The sequence below is a fragment of the Salinivibrio sp. ES.052 genome (assembly GCF_900141775.1).
Lineage (GTDB): Bacteria > Pseudomonadota > Gammaproteobacteria > Enterobacterales > Vibrionaceae > Salinivibrio.
The window spans coordinates 183,104-207,999 of the sequence record NZ_FSRI01000002.1; the positions used below are offsets into that span (position 1 = coordinate 183,104).

Consider the following 24,896-nt stretch of genomic DNA (forward strand, 5'->3'; position numbering starts at 1 on the left):
GACTGATGCGATCTTCCATGCTTAGCGCGGTAACCGTCGACACGCTTAGTGGTGTTGGCAGCAAAATGGCTGAGAAATTAGCGAAAGTTGGCCTGCACACGGTGCAGGACGTGTTATTTCATCTGCCGTATCGTTACGAAGATCGCACCCGCGTTTGGCCAATCGCCAGCTTGCTGCCGGGTCAGCACGCCACGATAGAGGGTGAAATCACCCATAACGATACCGTCTTTGGCCGACGTCGCATGCTCACCGTCCGCGTCCACGACGGCAACGGCGCGCTCACTTTGCGCTTTTTTAACTTTAACGCCGCAATGAAAAATAGCTTGGCAGTAGGCAAACAAGTGAAAGCCTACGGCGAGCTTAAACGGGGCAAACATGGGTTAGAAATTATTCATCCTGAATACACGGTTTTTTCCGAGCCTACCGAGCTGGTGATGGAAGAAACCCTGACCCCCGTGTATCCCACCACGGAGGGGCTACGCCAAGCGACCCTACGCAGCCTGACCGATCAATCGCTGGCGTTGCTGGATAAAAGTGGTGTCGACGAGCTGCTGCCCGAGGGCTTGTACGATCGACAACTCTCATTGCGCGAGGCGTTGCACCTATTACATCGCCCACCGCCAGATACCGCGCTAGAGGATCTATTAACCGGTCAACATCCCGCCCAGCGGCGCTTAATCATTGAAGAGCTCCTTGCCCAGCACCTGTCGATGCTGTCTGTGCGCCACCAGGCACAGCAAGTCAAAGGGTTTGCGCTCGTCCCCAGTCAGTCGCTGGGACAGCGTCTTTTAGATAACCTGCCTTTCACTCCCACCGGCGCACAAACCCGAGTGGTGAGCGAGATCAGCGCCGATTTAGCCAAACCATTTCCAATGATGCGACTCGTGCAAGGGGATGTCGGCGCGGGTAAGACCTTGGTGGCCGTTCTCGCCGCCTTGCAAGCCATTGAGCAAGGCCATCAAGTGGCCTTGATGGCGCCAACCGAGCTCTTGGCTGAGCAACACGCCACGAATTTTACCCAATGGCTGACACCGCTAGGCATTCAAGTCGGTTGGCTGGCTGGCAAGTTAAAAGGAAAAGCACGCGAGGACACCCTAGCACAAGTTGCCGACGGCAAAACACAAATGGTGGTCGGTACCCATGCGTTATTCCAAGCCAGTGTTCACTTTAAAAGTTTGGCGTTAGTAATTATTGATGAACAACACCGGTTTGGTGTCCACCAACGGCTTGCCTTGCGTGAAAAAGGCGAGCAGCAGGGCATACATCCACACCAGCTGATCATGACCGCCACGCCGATCCCGCGTACCTTGGCGATGACCGCCTATGCGGACTTGGAAACATCCGTCATTGATGAACTGCCGCCTGGACGAACACCGATACAAACGGTTGCCGTCCCCGACACCCGCCGTGACGATATTATCGCTCGCGTCAGTGCCGCCTGTGCAGCCGGTCGACAAGCGTATTGGGTATGCACCTTGATTGAAGAGTCCGACGCCTTAGAAGCTCAAGCCGCTGAAGACACGGCCACCGCACTCAAAGAAGCCCTGCCCAATCTTGAAATTGGTCTGGTTCACGGGCGAATGAAAGCGGCGGACAAGCAAGCGGTGATGGACGCTTTTAAACAAGGCGAGCTACAATTATTGGTGGCAACCACAGTGATTGAAGTCGGGGTCGATGTACCTAATGCTAGCTTGATGATCATTGAAAACCCGGAGCGGCTGGGTCTGGCGCAACTCCACCAACTACGCGGCCGCGTCGGCCGTGGATCGGTCGCCAGTCATTGTGTGCTGCTTTACCATGCCCCCTTATCTAAAACCGCGAGTCAGCGGCTTGGGGTGCTGCGCGACAGCAATGATGGCTTTGTGATTGCCCAACGCGACCTCGATATTCGCGGACCAGGGGAGCTATTGGGCACCCGACAAACGGGCTTGGCCGAATTTAAAATTGCCGACTTGGTCAGAGATCAAGCACTGATCCCGGAGGTTCAAAAGCTGGCGACTCACTTACACCAGCACTACCCTCGACATGCTGAGGCCATTATTCGCCGCTGGCTCGGCCATAAAACCCATTATTCCAACGCCTGATCATCACTATAGGCCTCCCAATATGTCATGACCAGTGCCATGGCTTCAGACTTACTGTACCCAGCTTCACTGGTGGCCTGAACAAAATGCGCCAACGCCCCTTCGACGTATTGCAAGCGCTGCTCAGGCTCTGCCGGGCGTATGGTTGCACTCACCTGCATCCCGATCCCACGCACACGCTCTAACCAACCTTCTTCCGCAAGCTGTTGATAGCTACGCGAGACCGTCATGGGGTTCATACCAAGCTCACGGGCCAGCTGACGTACCGAAGGTAATCTCGCCCCCGGATACAAGGTACCACTGGCAATATGACGCTGTATTTGCTCAATCAGTTGCTGAAATTTCGGCGTGGCGTCCTTGCTGTCTAACGATAATCGCATTCATCCTATCCAGTGTATTGAGTCTCTATGACAGTATGGACAATGCTGCCTTGGCTGCGACGCTGTGACCCAGAAACGTGTGAGCGCGCACATTAGCGACTACCCGTCTTTCCGCTAACGGGGAACGTCAGTTGAATACGAAGTCCTCCTTCCGTGCGCGACGATAAGCGAATATCACCATGCAGCTGCTCGACAATCCGTTTAACAATCGCCAACCCCAAGCCAGTCCCCTCACTACCGCGCGCGGTATCGCCACGGGTAAAAGGCTGAAACAGCGAGTTTTCGAGATTGGCGTCAATGCCAGGACCATTATCTTCCACTTCCACCCACTGGTAGGTGTGATCGGCATTGCTGCCGCAGCGCAGTCGCACCCAGCCATGGCCGTAACGCACTGCGTTGACCACCAGGTTAGTCACCGCACGCTTTAAGGCCACCGAGTTGGCAAACAAATCCCCGTGCAGCGCCCCTAAATCCAACTCAATATCAACGCCCATTGGATACTGATTACTTGCCACATCACGGCAGATACTAGCTAAATCAACCGGATCGGGATCTTGCTGTTGCACCGCACGTAAGTAATCCATGAACTGATTGATGATTTCGTTACATTCTTCGGTATCCTCGGTAATGCTGTCGGCCAAATAGGCGTCATCCGATGACATCATTTCGGTGGCAAGCCGGATACGTGTCAGAGGGGTGCGCAGATCATGGCTAACTCCGGCCATCAGCAAGGCGCGATCTTCTTCCAGTTTGCGTATGCCTGCCGACATCTTATTAAACGCCACCGTGACAGCCTGAATTTCCGAGGCTCCCTGCGGGGGGACCGGATCAGGAAAACGGCCATCCGCAACATCGAGTGCCGCCCGCTCCAACGCCACCAAGGGGCGGTTTTGCATTTTGATAAACAGCCAACCTCCAGCAATCACCAACAAGGCAATCACCAAGCTGTACTGAAACAAAGGGGCAAAGTCATCTTGATGCAGTTCGGAGAGGGGAATACGCATTAAAAAGTCATCAATGGCATCAAATTTGAGCCAAAGCACATAACTTTCTTCACCACTGACTAATCGTACTTCAGTCTGCGTTCCAAGCTCTTCGCTGATATGCTCACTTAGGTAACTGATTTCCATTGCATCTTTGAACGCCAACGCTTGTTCGCTGTTAGGCGCATGCAAGGTCACACCGATTTGCTCCAGCAATTGCCGACGTACGGGGGCCCCCAAATGCAGCACTTCCCCATCTTTAAGGTACCAGTCTTCTTCGAGCATCAAGCGGACTTCAAACGCTAAGATTTTATTGAACTGTTGCAGACTCGGGAGCAGCGCATAATTGACAATGGTCAGGTAGGAAAAAACTTGGCTGGCAATTAATAAGCCAGCCAAGATAAATAAGGTACGCGCAAAGTTAGTCCGCGGCGACATTCGCATCGCTATACCTCACCATCCGGAACAAACACATAGCCGAGCCCCCATACGGTTTGAATGTAACGCGGTTTACTCGGATCCTCCTCAACCATGCGACGCAGGCGGGAGATTTGCACATCAATGGAACGCTCCATCGCCGAGTATTCCCGGCCACGCGCCATGTTCATCAATTTATCACGTGACAAAGGCTCACGTGCATTGGTCACCAAGGCTTTGAGTACCGCAAATTCACCAGACGTTAATGTCATCGGTTCATCATTGCGAAACATCTCACGGGTGCCTAAGTTAAGGCGGAACTCACCAAAAGTGACCGTGGTTGAGTCGGCACTCGGTGCGCCTGGTGCCTCTACGGTTTGTCGACGCAGTACCGCCCGTACCCGTGCGAGTAACTCTCGCGGATTGAATGGCTTAGGCAGATAGTCATCAGCACCGACTTCCAACCCAACAATCCGGTCGATCTCATCGCCTTTTGCCGTCAGCATTAAAATCGGTAACTGATTGTTAGCTTGGCGAAGCCGACGACATATCGACAAACCATCTTCGCCCGGCAACATCAAATCAAGAACCATAAGATGAAACGCTTCACGGGCCAATAATCGGTCCATTTGCTCGGCATTGGCTACGCTGCGCACCTGAAAACCTTGCTCGGTCAGGTAGCGTTCCAGTAGCGAGCGCAGACGCATATCATCATCCACCACTAGAATTTTATAGTTCTCTTGCATGCTAAGCCCTCAATGCTTTTTCTGCCTGACAATCAAGCAGTCGTTGCCATCATCATATTGAATTTTGCCACAGTTGTGCGCCAGACCGCGTATTTGTCAGCACACAACCGCGCGGTAAATTGTTACCGAGTGTTGCCTCGACAAGCTTGCCCGCTTCTTGTACTTTCCTGGACAAGGTTATATCGCGCGACGCCGAATGACTAGCGAAAGGAGAGGTAACGTGAAAACCAAATTGGTGACCCGAGAAGGGTTTAACGCGCTCAAAGCCGAGCACGATTACCTGTGGCACGAACGACGCCCAGAAGTGACCAAAATTGTCAGCTGGGCCGCCAGCTTGGGTGATCGCTCAGAAAACGCTGACTACACCTACAACAAGCGGCTGTTACGTCAAATTGATCGTCGCGTCCGTTATCTGCGCAAACGCCTCAATGACTTAACCATTGTTGATTACGCACCAGAGCAAGAAGGGCGAGTCTTTTTTGGCGCCTGGGTGGAAATAGAAAACGAGGCCGGCGACACCAAGCAATTTCGAATCGTTGGCCCTGATGAGATTTATGAACGCAAAGATTACATTTCTATCGATGCCCCTATGGCGCGGGCGCTATTAAAAAAAGCCGTTGATGACGAAGTGGTGGTCTCAACCCCTGAAGGTGAAAAGCAGTGGTTTGTTAATACTATTACCTACTCAAAGCCCAATGACACCGACGCTCAGTAATCACGGAGGGAACCTTCGCCCCCATCGCGGTCAAAAATGCTATCCCTTGGCAGGGTATCCCCTGCCGTGCTTGTAGAGAAAAGGAAACACATGCACACATCGATTACACAAACCCTGGCGCACGAACTCAATGTGGCACCAGGTCAAGTTAAGACAGCCGTTGAGCTGCTTGATGACGGCAACACTGTCCCTTTTATCGCTCGCTATCGTAAAGAAGCGACCCAGGGCCTGGATGACTCGCAGTTGCGTACCCTAGAAACGCGATTGGTCTATCTGCGCGAATTGGATGCCCGGCGCGACACCATCCTCAAATCGATTGACGAACAAGGCAAACTCACCGAGAGCCTGCGCCGCGATATTCTCGCCGCGGAGAGTAAAAACCGATTAGAAGATCTCTATCTGCCTTACAAACCCAAGCGCCGAACCAAAGGACAGATTGCGATTGAAGCGGGCCTTGAGCCCTTGGCCGACGCGTTGTGGCACGACGCCTCACACAATCCTGACGCGCTTGCCGAGCAATACATCAATGCCGACAATGGCATCACCGACACCAAAGCGGCACTGGATGGTGCGCGCGCCATCATGATGGAACGCCTGGCCGAGGATGCGAGCTTACTTGAGGCGCTGCGCCAATACCTTAAGCAATATGCGGTGCTACGCGCCACTGTGATTGCGGGTCAGGAAGAGAAAGGGGCAAAGTTCAAAGACTACTTTGCCCACCAAGAGCCGATTGCCAAAGTGCCCTCTCACCGCGCACTGGCGATGCTACGTGGTCGCAATGAAGGCGTACTGCAGCTGGCGCTGGTTGCCGACCCCGACCAAGCACCAGACAGCAAGCAAAGCGTATGCGAGACCATGATTGCTCAACATTACCAGCTGTCTTTAGATACCGCACCGGCAGACCGCTGGCGCAAGCAGGTGATTGCCTTTGCGTGGCGGGTAAAAATCTTGATGCACCTTGAAACCGAATTCATGGCCAACCTGAAAGAGCGTGCGGAAAATGATGCCATTGATGTGTTTGCGGCGAACTTAAAAGATGTATTGATGGCTGCACCGGCTGGCCCTCGCTGCACCATGGGCATTGACCCAGGTTTGCGTACCGGCTGTAAAGTGGCGGTGGCGGATGGCACCGGCAAGCTACTTGATACCGCCACCATTTACCCCACCGCGCCTAAACACGATATTGAAGGGGCAAGTAAAACACTACGCCGTTTTATTGATCGCCATGGCGTGAACTTGATTGCCGTCGGCAATGGCACCGCCTCGCGTGAAACCGAGCACTTTGTCACCACCATGCTCAAGCAAGCCGACTTAAGCATTCAAACCGTGATGGTCAGTGAGGCCGGTGCCTCGGTTTATTCGGCGTCAGAGCTGGCAGCCAATGAGTTTCCCGATCTCGATGTCTCGCTACGTGGCGCGGTTTCCATTGCCCGTCGCTTGCAAGACCCCCTCGCCGAGCTGGTTAAAATTGATCCTAAATCGATTGGCGTCGGTCAGTATCAGCACGATGTCTCTCAAAGTCAGCTTGCCAAAAAGCTCGATGCCGTGGTGGAAGACTGTGTGAACGCTGTGGGGGTCGACTTAAATATCGCGTCCGCGCCACTGCTCACCCGGGTGGCGGGTCTTAGCCAAACCATGGCGCAAAACATTGTTGCCTTTCGCGACGAAAATGGCCGATTTGGCGATCGTAAAACCTTGCTGAAGGTGCCGCGCCTTGGCCCGAAAGCCTATGAGCAATGCGCTGGCTTTTTACGGGTGATGGATGGCGCTAACCCGCTGGATCGCTCGGGTGTCCACCCAGAAACCTACCCTTTGGTTAAACACATCGCCCAAAAGACCGGCAAAGCCATCGATGCCTTGGTGGGCAATGCGGGTATGCTACAAAGCTTAAACGCAAGCGATTATGCCACCGAGACCTTTGGACAGATCACGGTCACCGATGTACTGAACGAGCTGGCCAAGCCAGGCCGCGATCCGCGCCCTGAGTTTAAGACGGCCACCTTTGCCGAAGGCGTCAACAAAATCAGTGACTTAAAACCAGGCATGCAACTCGAAGGCGTGGTCACTAACGTCACGCACTTTGGTGCATTCGTCGATATCGGCGTCCACCAAGATGGCCTCGTGCACATCTCCGCTCTATCAAACCGCTTTATCAGCGATCCTCGCGAGGTAGTGAAGGCCGGTGATGTGGTGAAGGTGAAAGTCATGGAGGTGGATGCGCCGCGCAAGCGAATTGGGTTATCGATGCGCCTCGACGATACTCCAGTCGCCAGTGAGAACACGGCAGCCGCCCCTAAGCATCGAGAGAAAGGCCCGACAAAACGACAGGAAAAACCAGCCACGGCCGGGAGTATGGCAGATGCCTTCGCCCGCGCGAAGCGCTCTTAACCACGCAAAAAGCCCCGCGAGAATTCGCGGGGCTTTGGGGTCAATCGGCTGAAGGCGCGAACTTAAATAACGATCAACACTTCTGAGGGCATGTTCGCCACGGTCGCTTGCTGATAACGCATCGCCACCACTGCACGGGTTTGCTCGAACCTTTTCAGCTCTTCCACTTTTTCAAGCACTTCTTCCGGCATTTTCAAGCCTAGCGGGTAGCCGTTGTCTTTACGTGCTTGCTCTCCCGGCTCAGTACGCGCCATGGCATCGACACGGCCGGCAATATTGGCCCCGTCGTAATCAGCATCGGATAAGGATTCACGGCTATAGTCGAGCGAGTAGTTAGGGTGTTGTGACGGATCCCAAGACGACCGACCCAGTTGCTTACCTTGATCGGTAGCCGCTTTTCCCTGTTCCGGCTCGGGGGCTTGCTTGGTCGGGACAATTTTTTCGCGCATGCGATTGTCCCGCGCAACTTGCTCGGTTGGCGGGTTCACCGATGGCGCGACAGTTGGGATACTGACGCTGGCTGGCGATATATTCATCTGATGCTACCTCCCAACATCAGCTGAAGGCCTAATTGTCAGTGCGGCCTTGTCTTCTTATAGTTTAGACGACAACCGCGAGTATTGTGCCTATTGTTCCAAGCGCAGACAAAAACTGCCCAGCGCTATAGGCGCTATCATCGTTTTCTTTCACTTTTTCCGGGTGGTCCATGCCCAACGCACCATAGGTAAAGGATTCAACCGATGATTTCTCTTCTGGCTTGTTGATACCTTCAGCGTTTTTCGCTGCTTTCACATCTTTGCTTTCTTTTGCCGCATCGGCAGCTGAAAGCTTTTCAACGGGTTTCGCTTCTTTCGCTTCTTTGGCCGCGTTGTCCGCATTTTGTTGCGGCTGTGTCGGCGCTTTTGGCTTCATCGCTTGTTGATGATACGCCTGAGACTGCCCAACGTTACCTACGTTCATTATGGTCTCTCCTAATGTCAGAGCAAGTGACATAGTTAACTTATCGGCAGAACCATGACAGGATTTAGTCAATTCTACCAAAAAACGATCTGCGCACACTATTTAACCGGCAATACGTTGCCTAAAAAGGCAAGTAGCTTGTCCACCACCACGTCAGGCTCCGTCACAAAGGGGGCATGAGCACTGTGTGCTAATACCTCACATTGTGAGTGAGGCGCCAACGCAGAAACGGCATCCGCCACCGACGCTGGCACCAAACCGTCTAGCCGCCCGTATAACCGCAACCAAGGCACCGCTATCGCCTCACACTCCTTGCGCAGATCCGTGGTTGCCAGCATCGACAATCCATCTGCCAAAGCACGAGGGTCGGGCGCCGGCCGCGAAAAAACCGCTTGTTTGAGCGCTTTCACATCTTTTCTCGCCGTGGGTGACCCCATGGCTTGCAGCGCCATAAAGCGTTCCACCGTTTGCGAAAAATCACGCTCAAGCTGATCGGCAAAGTCGGTCAATACCGCTGGCTTGATTCCGCGCCATCCTGGCTCTGCGACAAACTTGGGTGAACTGGCCAAGGTGACTAAACCACTCACACGCTGTGACGATAAGTGTGCCGCTTGTGTGGCCACTAATCCGCCCAGTGACCAACCGATCCAAGTTGCATGCGCTGGTGATTCTTTAAGCAACACTTGTGCCAGTTTCTTAATATCTAGATCCGGTTGGTGTGCGCTGTAGCCAAAACCTGGCAGATCAACACAGTGAACGCGGTAATGCGCCGTCAGGTAAGGAAGTAGCAGCGACCAGACAGCACTGTTCATGCCCCAGCCGTGAATGAGAACCAGATCGGGGCCTTGACCGTGAGATTGCCAATCACATAACGCCATGCTTTACACTGCCTTGGTTGCTTTTCAATCAAGGTGCCTATGATATCAGCAATCAACCCACTGCGCTTTACACGTTTTCTTCCCCACTGGAGAGGCAAACTGTTGCCCTTTCAATGTCCAGTTTGCCACCTATCATTGGGTGCCACACAAACGCTATGTTGCAATGCCTGCTGGGACGCTCATTACCAATATAGCCTGTGCCAGTGTTGCGGTTTGCCGGTGACCGACCCCCAAGCGCGATGCGGTGCCTGCCTGAGCCACCCACCGGCGTGGGATCACCTGTTTGCCATCAGCGCTTACTATGATCCCTTGCCGCAACTTATCCATGCATTCAAATACCAACAGGCCTTTGAATTGGCACTGCCCTTTGCGCAGCAGTTGAGTGAGCGCATCCCTCGTCCCGCCCCCGTGTTGCTTCCTGTTCCTCTCCATTGGCGGCGCCGCTGGCAACGCGGTTTTAATCAAAGCCTGCATTTAGCCTGGGCGCTGGCGGACCACCTTGATACTCAAGTTGTCGATCACTATTTAGTCCGAAACCGCCATACTGCGCCACAACAAGGTTTAAGCCGACAGGCACGGCTATCGAACTTGAAAAATGCGTTTGCGATCAGAGGAAAATTGCCAAATACGCATGTGGCTATCGTTGATGACGTGGTCACGACCGGGCAAACCGTGTCACAACTGTGCCGGTTATTGCGTCGCGCAGGCGCAAAAACGATCGATATTTACTGTTTGGCACGTACCGATTTACCCTAATGGAAAGCGTGCTATCCCTGCACATAAAGTAGCCACATGGTTCAAGGGGTGATAGCCAACGCAAACCGGAGTACACTGTATAAAACACACTGGATTAGTCAGGTATTTGTCGTGTCAGAAGTCAATATTTCAGAAAATGCACAAAGCCACTTTGTGAAGTTGCTTGAGCAGCAGCCCGAGGGCACCAATATTCGCGTGTTTGTGGTTAACCCAGGCACGCCAAACGCCGAGTGCGGTGTTTCTTATTGCCCACCCGAAGCGATAGAAAGCAGCGATACCGAACTCAAGTTCAACGGCTTTTCGGCCTTTGTGGATGAAATGAGCATGCCGTTCTTGGATGAAGCGGAGATCGATTTTGTCACTGATAAAATGGGCTCACAGCTGACGCTGAAAGCACCGAATGCGAAAATGCGCAAAGTCGCTTCCGATGCACCTTTGATGGAGCGTGTAGATTACGTGATCCAAAGCCAAGTGAACCCGCAACTTGCCAGCCACGGCGGCCATGTCAATCTGATTGAAATCACCGATGACGCCATTGCTATTCTGCAATTCGGTGGCGGTTGCAATGGTTGTTCCATGGTGGATGTCACCCTAAAAGAAGGGATTGAGAAGCAGTTGCTGGCTGAGTTCAGCGGCGAGCTACACGGCGTGCGCGATGTCACCGAACATGCTCGCGGTGACCATTCTTATTTTTAATCCCCATTTCAGCCCCCTACTTCATGGGGTCTAATCACGTACAAAAGACAGGCTCTTCAGCCTGTTTTTTTTGCGGCATCAGTGCATCACCTGAAAAAGCTATCCCGCCGCCAGTGGTAAACAAAGCACACCGCGAGACTTAGCCCTCTTAGCGCCATAAAGGTGAGCATCGCTAACCAAAGCGCATGGTTCCCCCATCCTTGCGCCAACCACCATGTGGCAAAAAAACCGGCGGTGGCGACAAACATCCCATTGCGCATGTCTTTCCCCCGCGTGGCACCAATAAAAATACCATCGAGTAAAAAGCACCATACCGAGATTAATGGCATGGCCACCAGCCAAGGCAAATAACGGGACGCTTCTTGCCGTACCGCCTCAATATCAGATATCAGCGCGATAATATATCCACCGGCAACGCCAAAAATAACGGTGATCAGGGCGCATATCATCACAGACCAAAACGTACTGCCTATTAGTGACACCAACAGTTCAGACTTGCTCTGCGCACCAATCGCTTTACCGACCATGGCCTCCATCGCATAGGCAAAGCCGTCCATGGCAAAGGAAATCAGCATCAGAAAGCTCATTAAGACCGCATTGGCGGCCACAATGTCGTCACCCAGCGTGGCCCCTTGGAACGTCATAAAGGTAAACGCCAGCTGCAAACTAAGGCTGCGTAGAAAAATGTCCCGGTTGAGCTTAAGCAAGCGGCTCATCCCAGTCAGCCCGCGCTCAAACACCGACCGTACGGTCGGTAACTGGCGGGATTGCCAGATACCTTTGACAAAATAGAGCCCCAGCATGAGCCCCATATAATCGGCGACCACACTCGCCGCCGCGGCCCCTTCGACTTTCATGTCGAGACCGACTACAAACAGCAAATCAAGGACAATATTAGCGCTATTGATCATGATCAGCAGCCACATCGGCTGACGCGCATTTTGCGCCCCCAGCAGCCACCCCATGATCACCAAGTTCATCAAGGTCGCCGGCGCGCTAAAGATCCGAATGGAGACATACTGGCTAGCGTAGTGTTTGACCTCGGCACTGGCATCACTCAAGTGCATCACCCCCTTTAAAATGGGCACATGCAGTGCGATTAATAACACAGCCAGTAGACCCGCCAAGGTCGCGCCACGCACGAAGGTGGCCGCCAACTCACGGTTATCACTCGCGCCATAGGCTTGCGCGGTAAACCCGGTGGTGGCCATACGCAAAAAGCCCAACAGCCAAAAGGTGACATTAATCATGGTGCTGCCAACCGCTACGCCACCTAAATACCACGCATGCTCTAAATGGCCGATCACCGCGGCATCGACCAGTCCCAGCAAGGGGACGGTAATATTGGAGATCACCATGGGTAAAGCCAGCGATAAAACGCGCCAGTGAAGCTCACGCTGGGTTAAAGACTGCCACATACTGCCTCATTCTAAAGTTTGAATTACACTCAATACGTCATGATGACGTATCGTTTTTGACAAAGCGCACGATTGCGTCGACAAGCGGCGTGATAGGCGGTAGCCCTTATCGGTGCAGCAGTGTACCATTACGGCAATCTAATCGACGAGCGGCAGCCTCACTGCGCCAGTTGCACTGGGTCAACTGCGCTCATCACTGAATGAATAAGGAATGGTTATGCGTGTGTTTTTTGCCTGTGTGTTGGTAGTATTGCTAGCGGGCTGCTCGAAAGTCACCAAGCAAAACTATGATCAAATCGAAGTGGGCATGAGCTATGACGTGGTCGTGAGCCACATTGGCGAGCCAAGCCAATGCGACGACACCATGGGTTTGACTCACTGTGTGTGGGGCGGCGATGGCAAACACATCAAAGTCTCGTTTGTCGCAGACAAAGCCACGGTACTGTCGGCACAAGGGCTAAAGTAGTCCCTCAATAGCGCAACGCGTGGTCGGCAAGGAGCACCACAAAGGTCGCGAAGATATGCCATATCGAGAACTTAAAGGTCTGCCACGCGATGCCTTTTTGCGACTGGGTTTTCAGTCGCCAGGCGTAGCCGACAAAGACCAGATTTAACGTGGTCGCGCCTACCAGATACAGCCAACCACTCATCCCGGTCAGCCAAGGAAAAATGCCTACGACCACCAGCAATAAGGTGTAAAGCAGAACCATGGTCTGGGTAAAACCGACCCCATGGGTGACCGGCAGCATCGGCACATCGGCTTTGGCATAATCCTGACGACGATGAATCGCCAACGCCCAAAAGTGAGGCGGCGTCCAGGTAAAAATAATCATCACCAACAGCAGCGCATGCGCGTGTAGCTCCCCTGTCACCGCGGTCCAGCCTAGCAGAGGAGGCATTGCACCGGCCAAACCGCCAATCACGATGTTTTGCGGGGTCGCGGGTTTAAGCCACTGGGTATACACCAACGCATACCCAACCAGGCTAGCAAACGTTAGCCACGCGGTGAGCGGATTCAGCCACCAGCAGGCAATGAATCCCATCACCATCAGTATCACCGCAAAGGCCAACGCGGCGCCTTGACTGACTCGCCCCTCGGCAACGGGACGATGGCGGGTGCGCTGCATTTTCGTATCAATTTTCCAATCGATAACGTGATTAAACACCGCCGCCGCGCTGGCTTGCGCACCAATCCCCAACAAACCCACCAGCACGGCCCACCATGGCGGCCAGCCGGGCGTGGCTAAACACATCCCCACCAACGCGGTGAGCAGCAGCATGGCGACCACACGCGGCTTAGTCAGCTCATAATAATCTCGCCAACGGGCGCCAACAGGCGTCGAAACACTAACGGTACGTTGAAACTGTGCCATCACAGGCTCCTTGTCGGGTCGACGGTGAAAGACATAAGAATCGGGTAAGCAATAATGTAGCCAATAGCGACAATCCACCGATGTTATGCGCCACCGCCACACTCAGCGGCAGTAGCGCGACCACATTGGTCACTCCCAAGGTAATTTGAATCGCCAACACGCCACTCACCGTCATTGCCAGCGCCCGCGCTCCGGCCAGCCACAGCATCCATGCCCAAGCGAGCACTAATGCGGTGACCACCATGGCGCCAAGACGGTGGGAGGCATGGATGGTCACCCGCTCGGCATGGTTCAGCACACCAAACTGATAGGTGTCGCTTAGCGGACTGACAGGATGAAAGGCGGAAGGGGTGAAAAGCTGCCACCAAGGGCTTTCGCAGATAGGTAGCTGGGTGCACACAGTGGCGGCATAGTTGGCGGAGGTCCAACCGCCGAGCCCGATTTGAACAATCACCGCCACCAAAGCTAAAGTGCCCACTCGGCGCGCGGATGACGACATTGCAATCACCGGCAACCGGCATGCGCCTGTCGCCACCGTCAGCCAAACCAGCAAGCATACGGTGGTGAAACCACCGAGTAAGTGCGCCATCACCACCACCGGCATTAAACTTAAGGTCACCGTCCACATTCCTAGGGCGGCTTGCGCGATGACTACCACACTGAGCAAGGTGGTCAGTGGTCGTAAAGCCTGATAGTCAGGACGTCGCCAGCTGATCCAGGCCAACGCAAAAATCGCCAGCCCGAGGGTGCCGGCCACGTAGCGGTGCAGCATTTCATTCCACGCTTTATTGATATCAATGGGCGCATCTGGGAAACGCGACATGGCGACCGATTGCGCGTTTTCACTGGCGGGCACCGCCAAATGACCATAACATCCGGGCCAGTCTGGGCAGCCGAGCCCCGCTTCAGTGAGGCGGGTAAACGCGCCGAGTCCGACCACCAGCACGGCCAATATCAGTGTCGATAAGACGGCGAGTTGGTAGCGACGCGTTGCCATAATCAGCCTACCTTAGACAATTTGAGAAGCCGTTTGAGATCGCGTAATAAGCCTTTGCCTTGCGCCACCCACTGCGTTTTATCGTCACTGACTGGGTACGCCAGAACCACATTATTCATCGGATCGCTAAGATAAATGGTGTTTTTATCAAACGCTTGTTTCTGCCATGCCTGCGCCTGCTCCGTCGTCAGGGTTTGCCATGTCAGTACCTCCGGCACTTTCGGGGTGGAGCTTGTCAGTGCCACGCTACTGACCCGATCGCGCTCTTTACCGACCGCAATTGGAATTTGTGTTAACTGAAACAGCGCTTGTTCACACACCGAGTCACACTGCTCTGGCACTCGGTATATTAACCGCCACTGACCTTCTTTTGGCAGCCAATTCAAGGTCGCCGGCTCAGTGAGAAACTGTCCGTAATTGGTGACCCCTTTTTCATACCAACTTTGCTCCAACACCAATTTCGCCACCACCACGGGCAGGACAAAGATGCCAATCAAAGCCACGAGCGTCATGCGTCCTTTCACACCGCTTCCCTCTGTTTAGTTTTGTACCACCAGATGCCCGCGCCAATACTGACCGCGAGCGCCATTAACGCCCACTGCAAGGCATAGCCATAATGTTTCACTGGCGGCATCACCACCGGCTGCCACACCGGCGTCACCCCCGCTTGCGCCAAGGCATCTCGGCTCGGCGTGGTCACATCCACCAGTTTTTCGGCCCGTATCAACCACTGCGCCTCCAGCGCGGGCATTTGGGCCTTAAGTGCTTGTAAGTCAATGCGCTGCACCCAAGCGGGCCACTTATGCGATGCCGTTTCTTTCTTGAGTACCACCCGCTTTGATGGTGTATCAATAAAGCCAGACAGCTGATAGCGCGATGCCAACGCGGGCACCGCCGGTAAGGTGCGCAGCGCAGGGGCGGCCATCCAGCCCAATTCCACCAGCCACCATCGCGATGGTTGCTGGCTCGGAATAAAGGGAAGGAAAAGACGGTAACCCACTTGGCCTTGGTGGGTTTGATTGTCGAGCCACACAGCAAACTCAGGGCGAAACTGGCCGTCCATCGCCAGGTATTGCCCTTTTTGCACCGAACCTGAGAGTGAGCGTGGTGCTTGGTTGGTGTCAAACTGTGCCAGATGTTGGGCTTTTTGCTCACCACGCGTCCATTGCCAATGGCTTAACTTGACGAGCAGCAAGACCACAACCACAGTCAATATCAGAAACCCCATTCGCCGTCCTTGTTTCATGATTACCTATTGCGCTAAGGAGCGCTTATGTTGGTCAAAGCCATTCTGATTTGTTTACTGATTTTTATTCTGTTTAATCTCTTCCGTGCCTTGCCCGTGCTACTAAAAGGCGATAGCGCTGTGCCTTTGTCGCGTTATCTCGGTCGGCGTGTGCTGTTTTCCGTGGTTGTCTTCGTGTTATTGCTGATTGCGCTATCCATGGGCTGGATTGCCCCCAACCCGCGCCCTTACTGAGCTACAAGATATACACAAAGACAAATAAGCATAACCAGACCACATCGACAAAGTGCCAATACCAGGCACTGGCTTGAAAGCCAAAGTGATGTTCAGGGCTAAAATGCCCACGCATCACACGCAGCCACACCACCAACAGCATAATGGTGCCCAAGGTCACGTGTAGACCATGAAAGCCGGTTAATAAATAGAAGGTATTGCCGTACACCCCGGAGTCGAGACGAAGGTTCATTTCTTGATAAGCGTGCACATACTCTTCACCTTGAAAGAACATAAACACCGCCCCAAGCAGCACCGTTACCAGTAAAAAGCCTTTCAATCGCTCACGTTGATTTTTTTCAATCGCGGTATGGGCAATATGGAGTGTGACCGATGAGGTGAGTAGGATCAGTGTGTTAAGTAAGGGCAGTCCCATTGCCGGCATCGCAGTGGTTTCAATTCCTCCAGGCGTGAGGGTCAACGGCCACTGGGCGACAAAATCTGGCCACAGCACCGCCGCGGTCATCGCGTTATTGCTCGCACCCCCCAGCCAAGGGACGGCGATAAAGCGGGCATAGAACAGGGCCCCGAAAAAAGCGCCAAAAAACATCACCTCAGAGAAAATAAACCAGCTCATTCCTTGGCGAAAAGAACGATCCATTTGTGCCGAGTACAAGCCTTGCATGGATTCGCGGATCACGTCGCGAAACCAACCGGTGAGCATAATCAGAATAAGTACGGTGCCCACCAGCAACAGCCAAGGGCCGTTGCCACCAAATAAGCCCCCCACGGTCGCCCCCGCGCCCGCGGCGATTAAAAACAGCGCCACAGCACCCACAATCGGCCAAATACTTGCCGCTGGGACATAATAACGTTCAGGCGTTGCCATGAGCGCCTCCTTATTCTTTGGCGCTGGCGGTCACATCAAACAATGTGTACGCCAGCGTTAAGTGGTTAATATCATCCGGCAACTCGGGATCCACGTAAAAGATCAGCGGCAAGGATGCATCCTCGCCACGCGGCAGTGGCTGACGGTTAAAACAAAAACACTCAATTTTATTGAAATACTGCGCCGCCAATCCCGGCGATACGGACGGCACAGCTTGCCCTACCGTGTCATAGCGCGCGTTATTGGTCGCAAGGTAGTTGATGGTATGGGTCTCACCAGGGTGCACTTGCATCTGGTTGACCTGCGGCTCAAACGTCCAACGCATCCCCGGGTTGGTATAGGCAATAAATTCAACCGTCACCAACCGACTTTCATCAATGCCCGCACTGGATGCCGCTGCCTCGTTATCGGTTTTGCCGTTGATCCCAGTGACGTCACAAAACACGTCGTACAACGGCACCAAGGCAAACGCAAAACCAAACATACCCACCGCGAGTAGCAGTAAGCGGCGAACGGAACGGGCCGACTTAGTGGCCATGGCGCAGCTCCTCTAGATCAGGCGGTATCTCGAAGGTGTGATACGGTGCCGGTGAAGGCACGGTCCACTCTAAACCCTCGGCGCCATCCCACGGTTTAGCCGCGGCTGGCGCGCCACCACGTGCGCACTTAACCACCACGACCAAGAAGATGAGTTGCGACAGGCCAAAGGCAAAGCCACCGATGCTGACAATGGCGTTCACATCCGCAAACTGCAGGGCATAATCGGGGATCCGGCGCGGCATCCCCGCGAGCCCCAGAAAGTGCATGGGGAAGAAGAGCACGTTTACCGAAATCACCGAGCACCAAAAGTGCCACTTGGCCAAGGTTTCATTAAACATATGACCCGTCCACTTGGGGAGCCAGTAATAAGCTGCGGCCATAATCGAGAACACCGCGCCCGAGACCAGTACATAGTGGAAATGTGCGACCACAAAATAAGTATCGTGATACTGAAAATCGACCGGCGTAATGGCCAGCATCAAGCCAGAAAACCCGCCGATGGTGAACAGCACAATAAAGGCAATCGCAAATAACATGGGCACTTCAAAAGTCAGCGCCCCGCGCCACATGGTGGCAACCCAGTTAAAGACCTTGACCCCAGTCGGCACCGAGATCAGCATGGTACAGAACATAAAGAACAACTCGGCAAATACCGGCATGCCGGTGGTGAACATATGGTGCGCCCACACCAAAAAGCTCAAGCCGGCAATCGAGGCGGTGGCATACACCATCGAGCTATAGCCGAACAGGCGCTTGCGTGAAAATGCCGGTACGATTGCCGAGATAATGCCAAAGCTGGGCAAAATCATGATGTAGACCTCGGGGTGACCAAAGAACCAGAAAATATGCTGGAACATCACCGGGTCGCCGCCCCCCGCAGCATCAAAAAAGCTGGTGCCAAAGTACTTATCGGTGAGCACCATGGTAGCGGCCCCTGCTAATACCGGCATCACCGCAATCAGCAAAAAGGCGGTGATCAGCCAAGTCCAGACAAACAGCGGCATTTTCATGTAAGTCATGCCTGGCGCGCGCATATTGGTGATGGTGACAATCACATTGATGGCGCCCATAATCGAGCTGATGCCCATGATATGCAGGGCAAACACAAACAAACCGGTACTGTCTGGGCTATAAGTGGTCGACAGCGGCGCGTAAAACGTCCAGCCAAAATTAGGGCCGCCGCCTTCCATAAACAACGAACCAATAAGCAGTAAGAACGCGAACGGCAGGATCCAAAAGCTCCAGTTATTCATCCGTGGCAGCGCCATGTCCGGCGCCCCTATCATCATCGGCACCATCCAGTTAGCCAAACCGGTAAACGCGGGCATCACCGCACCAAACACCATGATCAAACCGTGCACTGTGGTCATTTGGTTGAAAAAATTAGGCTCAACCAGTTGTAGGCCGGGTTGGAAGAGCTCGGCGCGGATCACCATCGCCATCGCCCCACCCAATAAAAACATGGTGAAGCTGAAAATCAGATACATGGAGCCAATATCTTTATGGTTGGTGGTCAACACCCAACGCATGATCCCGCGTGGTTTATGGTGGTGATCATCATGAACGGTATCTGGGGTAGTATCTGTCATCACGCGCTCCTAAAGATCTTCACCTGACTTCACTGCGTTAATTTGCGCCGCCTGCACCGTATCACCGGTGTCATTGCCCCACGCATTACGCTCGTAAGTCACTACAGCCGCCAATTCTTTAAGCGACAGTTGCGGACCAAACGCTTGCATCGCCGTGCCTGCCTTGCCGTTAACCACGATATCGATATGGTCGACCAACCTATCCGGTTGAACGGCAATTTCAGCGCCGGCCAACGCCGGGAACACGCCTGGCATCCCCTGTCCTTCGCTTTGGTGACACATGCCACAGCGGCTGTCGTACACCTGTTTGCCTAGCGCCATCAGCTCATCCATCGGCATGTCCATATCCAGCAGGCGTTGTTCCTCTTCGCGCGCTTTTTGCTGTGCTAGCGCCGTTTTTTGCACCCAAACATCAAATTCCTCTTGAGGCTTGGCAATTACCACAATCGGCATAAAGCCGTGGTCTTTACCGCACAGCTCGGCACATTGGCCGCGATAGATGCCGGGCTTATCAATTTTGGTCCACGCCTCATTGATAAAGCCGGGGTTAGCATCTTTTTTCACCGCAAAGGCAGGCACCCACCACGAATGAATCACATCTTGCGAGGTGATCAAAAAGCGCACCTTACGCCCAACTGGCAACACCAGAGGCTGGTCGACCTCGAGCAAATAGGTATCCCGCTTTTGTCTCTCATTGCGGATTTGTTCAGGACTTGAGGCAAGCAGTGAAAAGAAGGCAACATCATGATCAAAATAGCGGTAATGCCACTTCCATTGTGAGCCCGTCACCTGCACCGTGAGTTCCGGCTCGGTAGTGTCTTCCATATCGAGCAAGACTTGGGTGGCCGGGATCGCCATGCCCACCAAAATTAAAAACGGCACGAGCGTCCACGCAATTTCGACCTTGGTACTTTCATGAAATGAGGCAGGCTTCGCGCCTTTGGATTTACGGTGACGGATGATGGCCCAAAACATCACCCCAAACACCAGTACCCCAATCGCAACACAGATATAGAAAATGGTCATGTGCAGGTCATATACCTGCTGACTGATCGCCGTCACCCCTTGGGTGAGGTTCCAGCCTTCGCGCTCTGCGGCCAGCGCTGGGCCACTGAACAAGGCCATTCCCAATACTAGGATTCGTCGTTGGTGCCTCAGCACGGCTCCCTCCTGCCTCACGGCATCAATGCAAAGCGTTGCTGCTTATGGCCACATATCAACGTCGCACGCTGTTATAGCGGTCAGAGTGGCGATATCAGCAAGCCGTCGTTAAGGAAAAACCTCGATACAGCTGGTCACAACCATTAACGTTTTATTTACATTCAATTTAGGAGAGGTTTGTCCAAAGGACAAAAAAACAGAGGGAAAAAGATTGTGATGCCAAGCACATACTGATGCGTAACACAGTAAGGTGGAGTGACGGCTGGCACCGCATCAGATTTCGAGATGTAGCACCACAGGGGTAAAGCGAAGACGATAGCGTGGCATCGCCGCCAGCGCACGCTGCCAAAAACGCCAACGGGGACAAGGTTTATCCAGCGGCGATTTTTCTTCCACCCGGCACGCCCAAGGGAGAGCATTAATGATGGCCGCTCGCGGATCTGCAAATCCATGTTGATAGTGCTCACAGCCGAGTTTTTGACCCATACGGGTATGACATTTATCTCCCGCTAAGACCAAGCAAGCCTCCAGTTGAGGGAAATAACGGCTAATGTGGTGGCAAAAGGCAGAAATTTCTTGGTTGGTGCACTCTAACAAGGCTTGATCGCAAATCAGCATGGTTGGATGACCTGCCGGCACCGCCAACTGCGCCAGCCAATCAAGCTGCTTCACCGAGCCTTGCACCATCCGAAAACGCTCACTGGTATGAAATAAGCGCTCTCGCCAGAGCAGGGTTTCGTCGACGTCGACTTCCAACCAGCGACAACGGCCATTGTCGAGACGGTAAAAACGGGTATCCAATCCACCACCAACGTTAATAATCCATGCGGTAGGATGCTGAGCAAGAAACTGTTTTACAATGCCATCGCACTGGCTGGTGAGCGTGGCATAAAGCAGCTGGGTTTGATCTAAATTGTGCCAGTCACACTCGGGCTGCAAGACACAACCCTGGCACGCGGCAGCGGCCATGGGATCATAGATCACGCCGTCGTCAGTCAGGCTCTCACGACTGCGCAGCCACATTGGCTTAAATAGCTTACTGGGAACAGAATGCTGTTGAGTACGCACGGACACCTCCACACACGATAATCATTGATGATAATAATTATCGTTTAACTAGGCAAGAATGCAAAGGTGTTTTTTTAACCGCGTTCCAATGGCGGACGCTGTCGCCCGCCACGATAAAGATCACATCCAGTCGGTATTGCGGATCACCCCCACAGCAACGCCTTCAATAGTCAGCGATTGTGCGGTTAAATCCACCGAGATCGGCATAAATTCGTCATTTTCAGCATGGAGCACGACCTGAGCGCCTTTCTTCTCAAGGCGTTTAACCGTCACATCATCATCGACACGGGCAACCACCACTTGGCCATTATGGACATCTTGCGTCTTGTGCACGGCCAGTAAATCGCCGTCGAGAATGCCAATATCTTTCATGCTCATGCCGCTGACTCGCAGCAAAAAGTCCGCATTGGGCTTAAACAAAGTCGGGTCAACATGGTAGTGACTTTCGACGTGCTCTTGCGCCAAAATGGGCTCTCCGGCTGCAACACGACCGATCAATGGCAAACCCTGATCCTCGGGGGTCACCACTTCTTCTTCACAGATCAAACGAATACCACGCGATGCACCTGGAATAATTTCCAGCACACCTTTACGTGCTAAGGCTTTCAAATGCTCTTCAGCAGCATTGGCCGAGCGAAATCCCAACTGGCGGGCAATTTCTGCACGGGTCGGGGGCATCCCGGTGCCTTCTATGTGGGCTTTAATCAGCTCGAAGATTTGTTGCTGTCTCGCGGTTAACGGCTTCATGCTCTTACCTGTCTTTTTATACAGTTAACTGTGAGTATATCCAGTAATATACAGCTTGAAAAGGACTAATTATTAGCACGAGAAGTGGCTCTCATTCTCGAACACATCCTAACAAGCGCGCAGGGTACGACCAATTCTCTGCCTTTGATTGCAAGTTCGCGGCACTTTTCTGCTATCCTTGGCGCGCATTTTGAAATTGAGGCACTGACAATCATGGCACTCTGGCAAAAGATTTATTACAAGCTATTGAATTTGCCGCTTTCTGCCTGGGTGAAAACCCAATGTATTCCCTCTGAACCGGTCGAACAGCTTAATCTGTCACTCGCACGCCCTATCGTGTATGTGTTGCCGTTTCAGTCTCACTCCGATTTATTAACCTTACGGCGTACCTGTTTGCGTCAGGGGCTACCCGATCCGTTAACGCCCCTCACCATTGGCGACACCACCTTGCCGCGCTATGTGTTTATTAGTCACGGGCGTAAGGTTTTCTCCGGGGGTGACGATCTGCCCGCGCGCTCTTTAGCGCATTTTAAAGACTTACTCCACTTACACCGTCAAGATAGCGAGCTAGATATCCAGCTCGTCCCAGCTTCGGTGCTCTGGCAGCGCGATCCGGGCAATGAGACCCAACGCCACCAAGCGATTCTGCGTGCGATGAATGGGCCAGAAAAGTTGTGGACCATCCTCACCCGTGGCCGCGATGGCATGGTACGCCTTAGCCAAGCGGTATCGCTACGCTACATGGCCGATAAGCACGGCACCGACCAAGCCATCGCCCATAAACTGGCGCGCGTGGCGATGATCCACTTCTCCCGTCAAAAGCTCGCCGCCTCTGGCCCACGCTTGCCCAACCGTGCCTTGCTCTTCAAGCGTTTATTGGCCTCTAAGGCGATCGATAAAGTAGTGCACGATGAAGCGCAAAGCCGCAATGTGTCGGTTGACAAGGTGCGTAAAGAAGCGGTCGATATGATGGAGGAGATCGCCGCCAACTTTTCTTATCGCTTGATCCGTTACAGTGACCGCATTCTTACCTGGCTGTGGAACAAGCTGTATCAAGGCATCCATGTCAACAACGCCGAGCGGGTGCGTCAACTCGCGCAAGATGGCCACGAGATTGTCTACGTACCCTGCCACCGCTCGCACATGGATTACCTGCTACTTTCATACGTGTTATACAAAGAGGGCTTGGTACCACCGCATATCGCCGCCGGTGTGAACCTTAACTTCTTCCCGGCCGGCCCCTTATTCCGCCGTGGTGGTGCCTTCTTTATTCGCCGCAGCTTTAAAGGCAATCGCCTGTATTCCACCGTATTCCGTGAGTATCTCGCGGAACTGTTTGCCCGTGGCTACTCGGTCGAGTATTTTGCCGAAGGTGGCCGCTCTCGAACAGGCCGCCTACTGCCGGCGAAAACCGGGATGCTCGCCATGACCCTACAAGCGATGCTTCGCGGCCAACAACGCCCGATCACCTTGGTGCCCGTCTACATCGGCTATGAACACGTGATGGAGGTCAACACTTACGCCAAAGAGCTCCAAGGCCAGCGCAAAGAGAAAGAAAGCGTCGGCCAAGTATTAGGCATCGTGCGTAAGCTGCGTAACTACGGCTTGGGTTACGTGAACTTTGGTGAACCCATTGCGCTCAACCAACACCTCAATGAGCAAGTGCCTGACTGGCACGATTACATTAACCCGATGGAGCCGCAAAAACCGGCGTGGATGAATCCGGTCGTCAGTGATTTGGCCACCAAGGTAATGACCCATATCAACGATGCCGCAGCGACCAATGCCCTCAACTTATGCGCCACCGCGTTGCTGGCCTCACGTCAGCGCGCCTTAAGCCGTGAAGCGCTCGAGGCCCAGCTAGGGGTGTATCAAGCCCTGCTGACACAGGCTCCCTACTCGGCGAGCAGCAGCGTGCCTCAAGATTCACCGGCGGATCTGGTCGATCACGCGTTATCACTCAACAAATTGGTGGTCGAAAAAGACACCATGGGTGAAGTGATTTCTCTGGATCGACAGCAAGCGATCTTGATGACCTACTATCGCAACAATGTCATTCATCTGGTGGCACTGCCATCGCTGATCGCGCAAATCTTGGTGACCCACAAATCCATCAGCCAATCGGGCTTACGCGCTTGTGTACAACAGCTCTACCCACTGCTCAAAGCCGAGCTATTTATGAGCTTTAATGACGCAGGGCTCGACAGTTATTTTGATGCCCTCTTACAAGCGATGCATGCTCAGTCACTCTTGTGTTGTAACGACGGCAAAGTGACCATGAACAACGCCAAGCTCGGTGAGCTGCAATTGCTTGGCCGTACCATTGCCGAAACGCTGCAGCGCTATGCCATCACGCTGACCTTGTATACTCACCAGCCGCATATTAAAAAGCGTGATTTGGAGAAACATAGCCAGATGTTGGCACAGCGACTCAGCCGTTTACACGGGATTAATGCGCCCGAGTTTTTCGACAAAGGCGTATTTAGTACCTTCGTCGATACGCTCCGAGAGCAAGGCTATCTCGATGACGATGCTAAGGCCAATGCGGAACGTATTCACGCATTGAATGATTTAGTCTGTGGGCTGACATCACCAGAAGTGCAACTCACGATTGAGGCGGTATTAAATCAACCCCTGAGCAAGCACTAGATC

General features: G+C 53.4%; 25 protein-coding genes. 8 read left to right on the forward strand and 17 right to left on the reverse strand.

The features are described from left to right. The first annotated feature begins 5 nt into the window (after positions 1-5). Positions 6-2,084, forward strand: a complete 2,079-nt coding sequence (gene recG / locus BUQ98_RS10395) for an ATP-dependent DNA helicase RecG (RefSeq protein ID WP_074213786.1) — start codon at positions 6-8, stop codon at positions 2,082-2,084. Here the strand turns inward: recG and BUQ98_RS10400 are convergent. The 3 genes from BUQ98_RS10400 to ompR form a co-directional block, all read right to left on the reverse strand. Further along, positions 2,069-2,464 (reverse strand): GntR family transcriptional regulator, encoded by a 396-nt coding sequence (locus tag BUQ98_RS10400; protein WP_074213787.1) that lies wholly within the window; start codon positions 2,462-2,464, stop codon positions 2,069-2,071. The two genes, recG and BUQ98_RS10400, sit on opposite strands and share 16 nt — an antisense overlap. 92 nt (positions 2,465-2,556) lie before the next feature. Next, positions 2,557-3,891: a two-component system sensor histidine kinase EnvZ gene (envZ, locus tag BUQ98_RS10405; protein ID WP_074213788.1), complete on the reverse strand. Its 1,335-nt coding sequence runs from the start codon at positions 3,889-3,891 to the stop codon at positions 2,557-2,559. 2 nt (positions 3,892-3,893) lie between these two features. Beyond that, on the reverse strand, positions 3,894-4,610 hold the full coding sequence (gene ompR, locus BUQ98_RS10410) for an osmolarity response regulator transcription factor OmpR (protein ID WP_074213789.1): 717 nt from the start codon (positions 4,608-4,610) through the stop codon (positions 3,894-3,896). Between the two features lie 220 nt (positions 4,611-4,830). Between ompR and greB the strand changes: the two genes are divergently transcribed. Then, positions 4,831-5,325, forward strand: coding sequence for a transcription elongation factor GreB (greB, locus tag BUQ98_RS10415; protein WP_074213790.1), 495 nt, complete (start codon positions 4,831-4,833; stop codon positions 5,323-5,325). A gap of 90 nt (positions 5,326-5,415) precedes the next feature. Next, positions 5,416-7,713 carry a Tex family protein gene (locus BUQ98_RS10420; protein WP_074213791.1) on the forward strand — a complete coding sequence of 766 codons (2,298 nt, stop codon included), beginning with the start codon at positions 5,416-5,418 and terminating at the stop codon, positions 7,711-7,713. A 62-nt stretch (positions 7,714-7,775) separates the two neighbouring features. On the opposite strand, the gene BUQ98_RS10425 is transcribed toward BUQ98_RS10420, so the two are convergent. The 3 genes from BUQ98_RS10425 to bioH all read right to left on the reverse strand — a co-directional run bounded on the left by BUQ98_RS10425 (position 7,776) and on the right by bioH (position 9,551). Next, entirely contained in the window at positions 7,776-8,249 is a 474-nt protein-coding gene (locus tag BUQ98_RS10425) for an ATP-dependent Lon protease (RefSeq protein ID WP_074213792.1), read from the reverse strand. Between the two features lie 64 nt (positions 8,250-8,313). Next, positions 8,314-8,673: a hypothetical protein gene (locus BUQ98_RS10430; RefSeq protein ID WP_074213793.1), complete on the reverse strand. Its 360-nt coding sequence runs from the start codon at positions 8,671-8,673 to the stop codon at positions 8,314-8,316. Positions 8,674-8,771: 98 nt separating this feature from the next. Beyond that, complete coding sequence (gene bioH / locus BUQ98_RS10435; RefSeq protein WP_074213794.1) at positions 8,772-9,551, reverse strand: pimeloyl-ACP methyl ester esterase BioH; 780 nt, start codon at positions 9,549-9,551, stop codon at positions 8,772-8,774. 219 nt (positions 9,552-9,770) lie between these two features. Here bioH and BUQ98_RS10440 point away from each other — a divergent pair, with 219 nt between their 5' ends. Both BUQ98_RS10440 and nfuA read left to right on the forward strand, forming a co-directional pair. Further along, on the forward strand, positions 9,771-10,307 hold the full coding sequence (locus tag BUQ98_RS10440) for a ComF family protein (protein WP_074214204.1): 537 nt from the start codon (positions 9,771-9,773) through the stop codon (positions 10,305-10,307). A 36-nt stretch (positions 10,308-10,343) separates the two neighbouring features. Continuing rightward, complete coding sequence (gene nfuA, locus BUQ98_RS10445) at positions 10,344-11,003, forward strand: Fe-S biogenesis protein NfuA (RefSeq protein WP_175566315.1); 660 nt, start codon at positions 10,344-10,346, stop codon at positions 11,001-11,003. Between the two features lie 86 nt (positions 11,004-11,089). Here the strand turns inward: nfuA and dinF are convergent, their stop codons facing one another. Further along, a complete protein-coding gene (gene dinF, locus BUQ98_RS10450) occupies positions 11,090-12,421 on the reverse strand; it encodes an MATE family efflux transporter DinF (protein WP_074213795.1) in 1,332 nt (443 codons plus the stop codon). A gap of 217 nt (positions 12,422-12,638) precedes the next feature. Between dinF and BUQ98_RS10455 the strand changes: the two genes are divergently transcribed. Next, positions 12,639-12,887 (forward strand): DUF3862 domain-containing protein, encoded by a 249-nt coding sequence (locus BUQ98_RS10455; RefSeq protein ID WP_074213796.1) that lies wholly within the window; start codon positions 12,639-12,641, stop codon positions 12,885-12,887. 4 nt (positions 12,888-12,891) lie between these two features. Here BUQ98_RS10455 and cyoE read toward each other — a convergent pair whose 3' ends face one another. The 4 genes from cyoE to BUQ98_RS10475 are packed head-to-tail and all read right to left on the reverse strand — an operon-like array spanning position 12,892 to position 16,019. Further along, complete coding sequence (cyoE, locus tag BUQ98_RS10460) at positions 12,892-13,794, reverse strand: heme o synthase (RefSeq protein ID WP_074213797.1); 903 nt, start codon at positions 13,792-13,794, stop codon at positions 12,892-12,894. Further along, positions 13,769-14,791, reverse strand: a complete 1,023-nt coding sequence (locus BUQ98_RS10465) for a COX15/CtaA family protein (RefSeq protein WP_074213798.1) — start codon at positions 14,789-14,791, stop codon at positions 13,769-13,771. Before BUQ98_RS10465 ends, cyoE begins: the two co-directional genes overlap by 26 nt. Positions 14,792-14,793: 2 nt before the next feature. Continuing rightward, on the reverse strand, positions 14,794-15,315 hold the full coding sequence (locus tag BUQ98_RS10470) for a hypothetical protein (protein WP_074213799.1): 522 nt from the start codon (positions 15,313-15,315) through the stop codon (positions 14,794-14,796). Continuing rightward, positions 15,312-16,019 (reverse strand): SURF1 family protein, encoded by a 708-nt coding sequence (locus BUQ98_RS10475; RefSeq protein ID WP_175566316.1) that lies wholly within the window; start codon positions 16,017-16,019, stop codon positions 15,312-15,314. Before BUQ98_RS10475 ends, BUQ98_RS10470 begins: the two co-directional genes overlap by 4 nt. A 45-nt stretch (positions 16,020-16,064) precedes the next feature. Between BUQ98_RS10475 and BUQ98_RS10480 the strand changes: the two genes are divergently transcribed. Then, the gene (locus BUQ98_RS10480) at positions 16,065-16,271 is read left to right on the forward strand and encodes a DUF2909 family protein (protein WP_074213800.1); all 207 of its coding nucleotides are present in this window, start codon (positions 16,065-16,067) and stop codon (positions 16,269-16,271) included. Between the two features lies 1 nt (position 16,272). On the opposite strand, the gene BUQ98_RS10485 is transcribed toward BUQ98_RS10480, so the two are convergent. The 6 genes from BUQ98_RS10485 to lexA form a co-directional block, all read right to left on the reverse strand. Next, positions 16,273-17,139, reverse strand: a complete 867-nt coding sequence (locus tag BUQ98_RS10485) for a cytochrome c oxidase subunit 3 (RefSeq protein ID WP_074213801.1) — start codon at positions 17,137-17,139, stop codon at positions 16,273-16,275. 10 nt (positions 17,140-17,149) lie between these two features. Next, positions 17,150-17,677: a cytochrome c oxidase assembly protein gene (locus BUQ98_RS10490; RefSeq protein WP_074213802.1), complete on the reverse strand. Its 528-nt coding sequence runs from the start codon at positions 17,675-17,677 to the stop codon at positions 17,150-17,152. Continuing rightward, positions 17,667-19,268 carry a cytochrome c oxidase subunit I gene (ctaD, locus tag BUQ98_RS10495; protein WP_074213803.1) on the reverse strand — a complete coding sequence of 534 codons (1,602 nt, stop codon included), beginning with the start codon at positions 19,266-19,268 and terminating at the stop codon, positions 17,667-17,669. Before ctaD ends, BUQ98_RS10490 begins: the two co-directional genes overlap by 11 nt. 9 nt (positions 19,269-19,277) lie before the next feature. Further along, the gene (coxB, locus tag BUQ98_RS10500) at positions 19,278-20,393 is read right to left on the reverse strand and encodes a cytochrome c oxidase subunit II (protein ID WP_074213804.1); all 1,116 of its coding nucleotides are present in this window, start codon (positions 20,391-20,393) and stop codon (positions 19,278-19,280) included. 309 nt (positions 20,394-20,702) lie between these two features. Beyond that, the gene (locus tag BUQ98_RS10505) at positions 20,703-21,497 is read right to left on the reverse strand and encodes a class I SAM-dependent methyltransferase (RefSeq protein ID WP_371515115.1); all 795 of its coding nucleotides are present in this window, start codon (positions 21,495-21,497) and stop codon (positions 20,703-20,705) included. A 120-nt stretch (positions 21,498-21,617) separates the two neighbouring features. Continuing rightward, complete coding sequence (lexA, locus tag BUQ98_RS10510) at positions 21,618-22,244, reverse strand: transcriptional repressor LexA (RefSeq protein ID WP_074213805.1); 627 nt, start codon at positions 22,242-22,244, stop codon at positions 21,618-21,620. A gap of 213 nt (positions 22,245-22,457) precedes the next feature. On the opposite strand from lexA, the gene plsB reads away from it, so the two are divergent. After that, on the forward strand, positions 22,458-24,893 hold the full coding sequence (plsB, locus tag BUQ98_RS10515; protein ID WP_074214208.1) for a glycerol-3-phosphate 1-O-acyltransferase PlsB: 2,436 nt from the start codon (positions 22,458-22,460) through the stop codon (positions 24,891-24,893). Positions 24,894-24,896 lie beyond the last annotated feature (3 nt).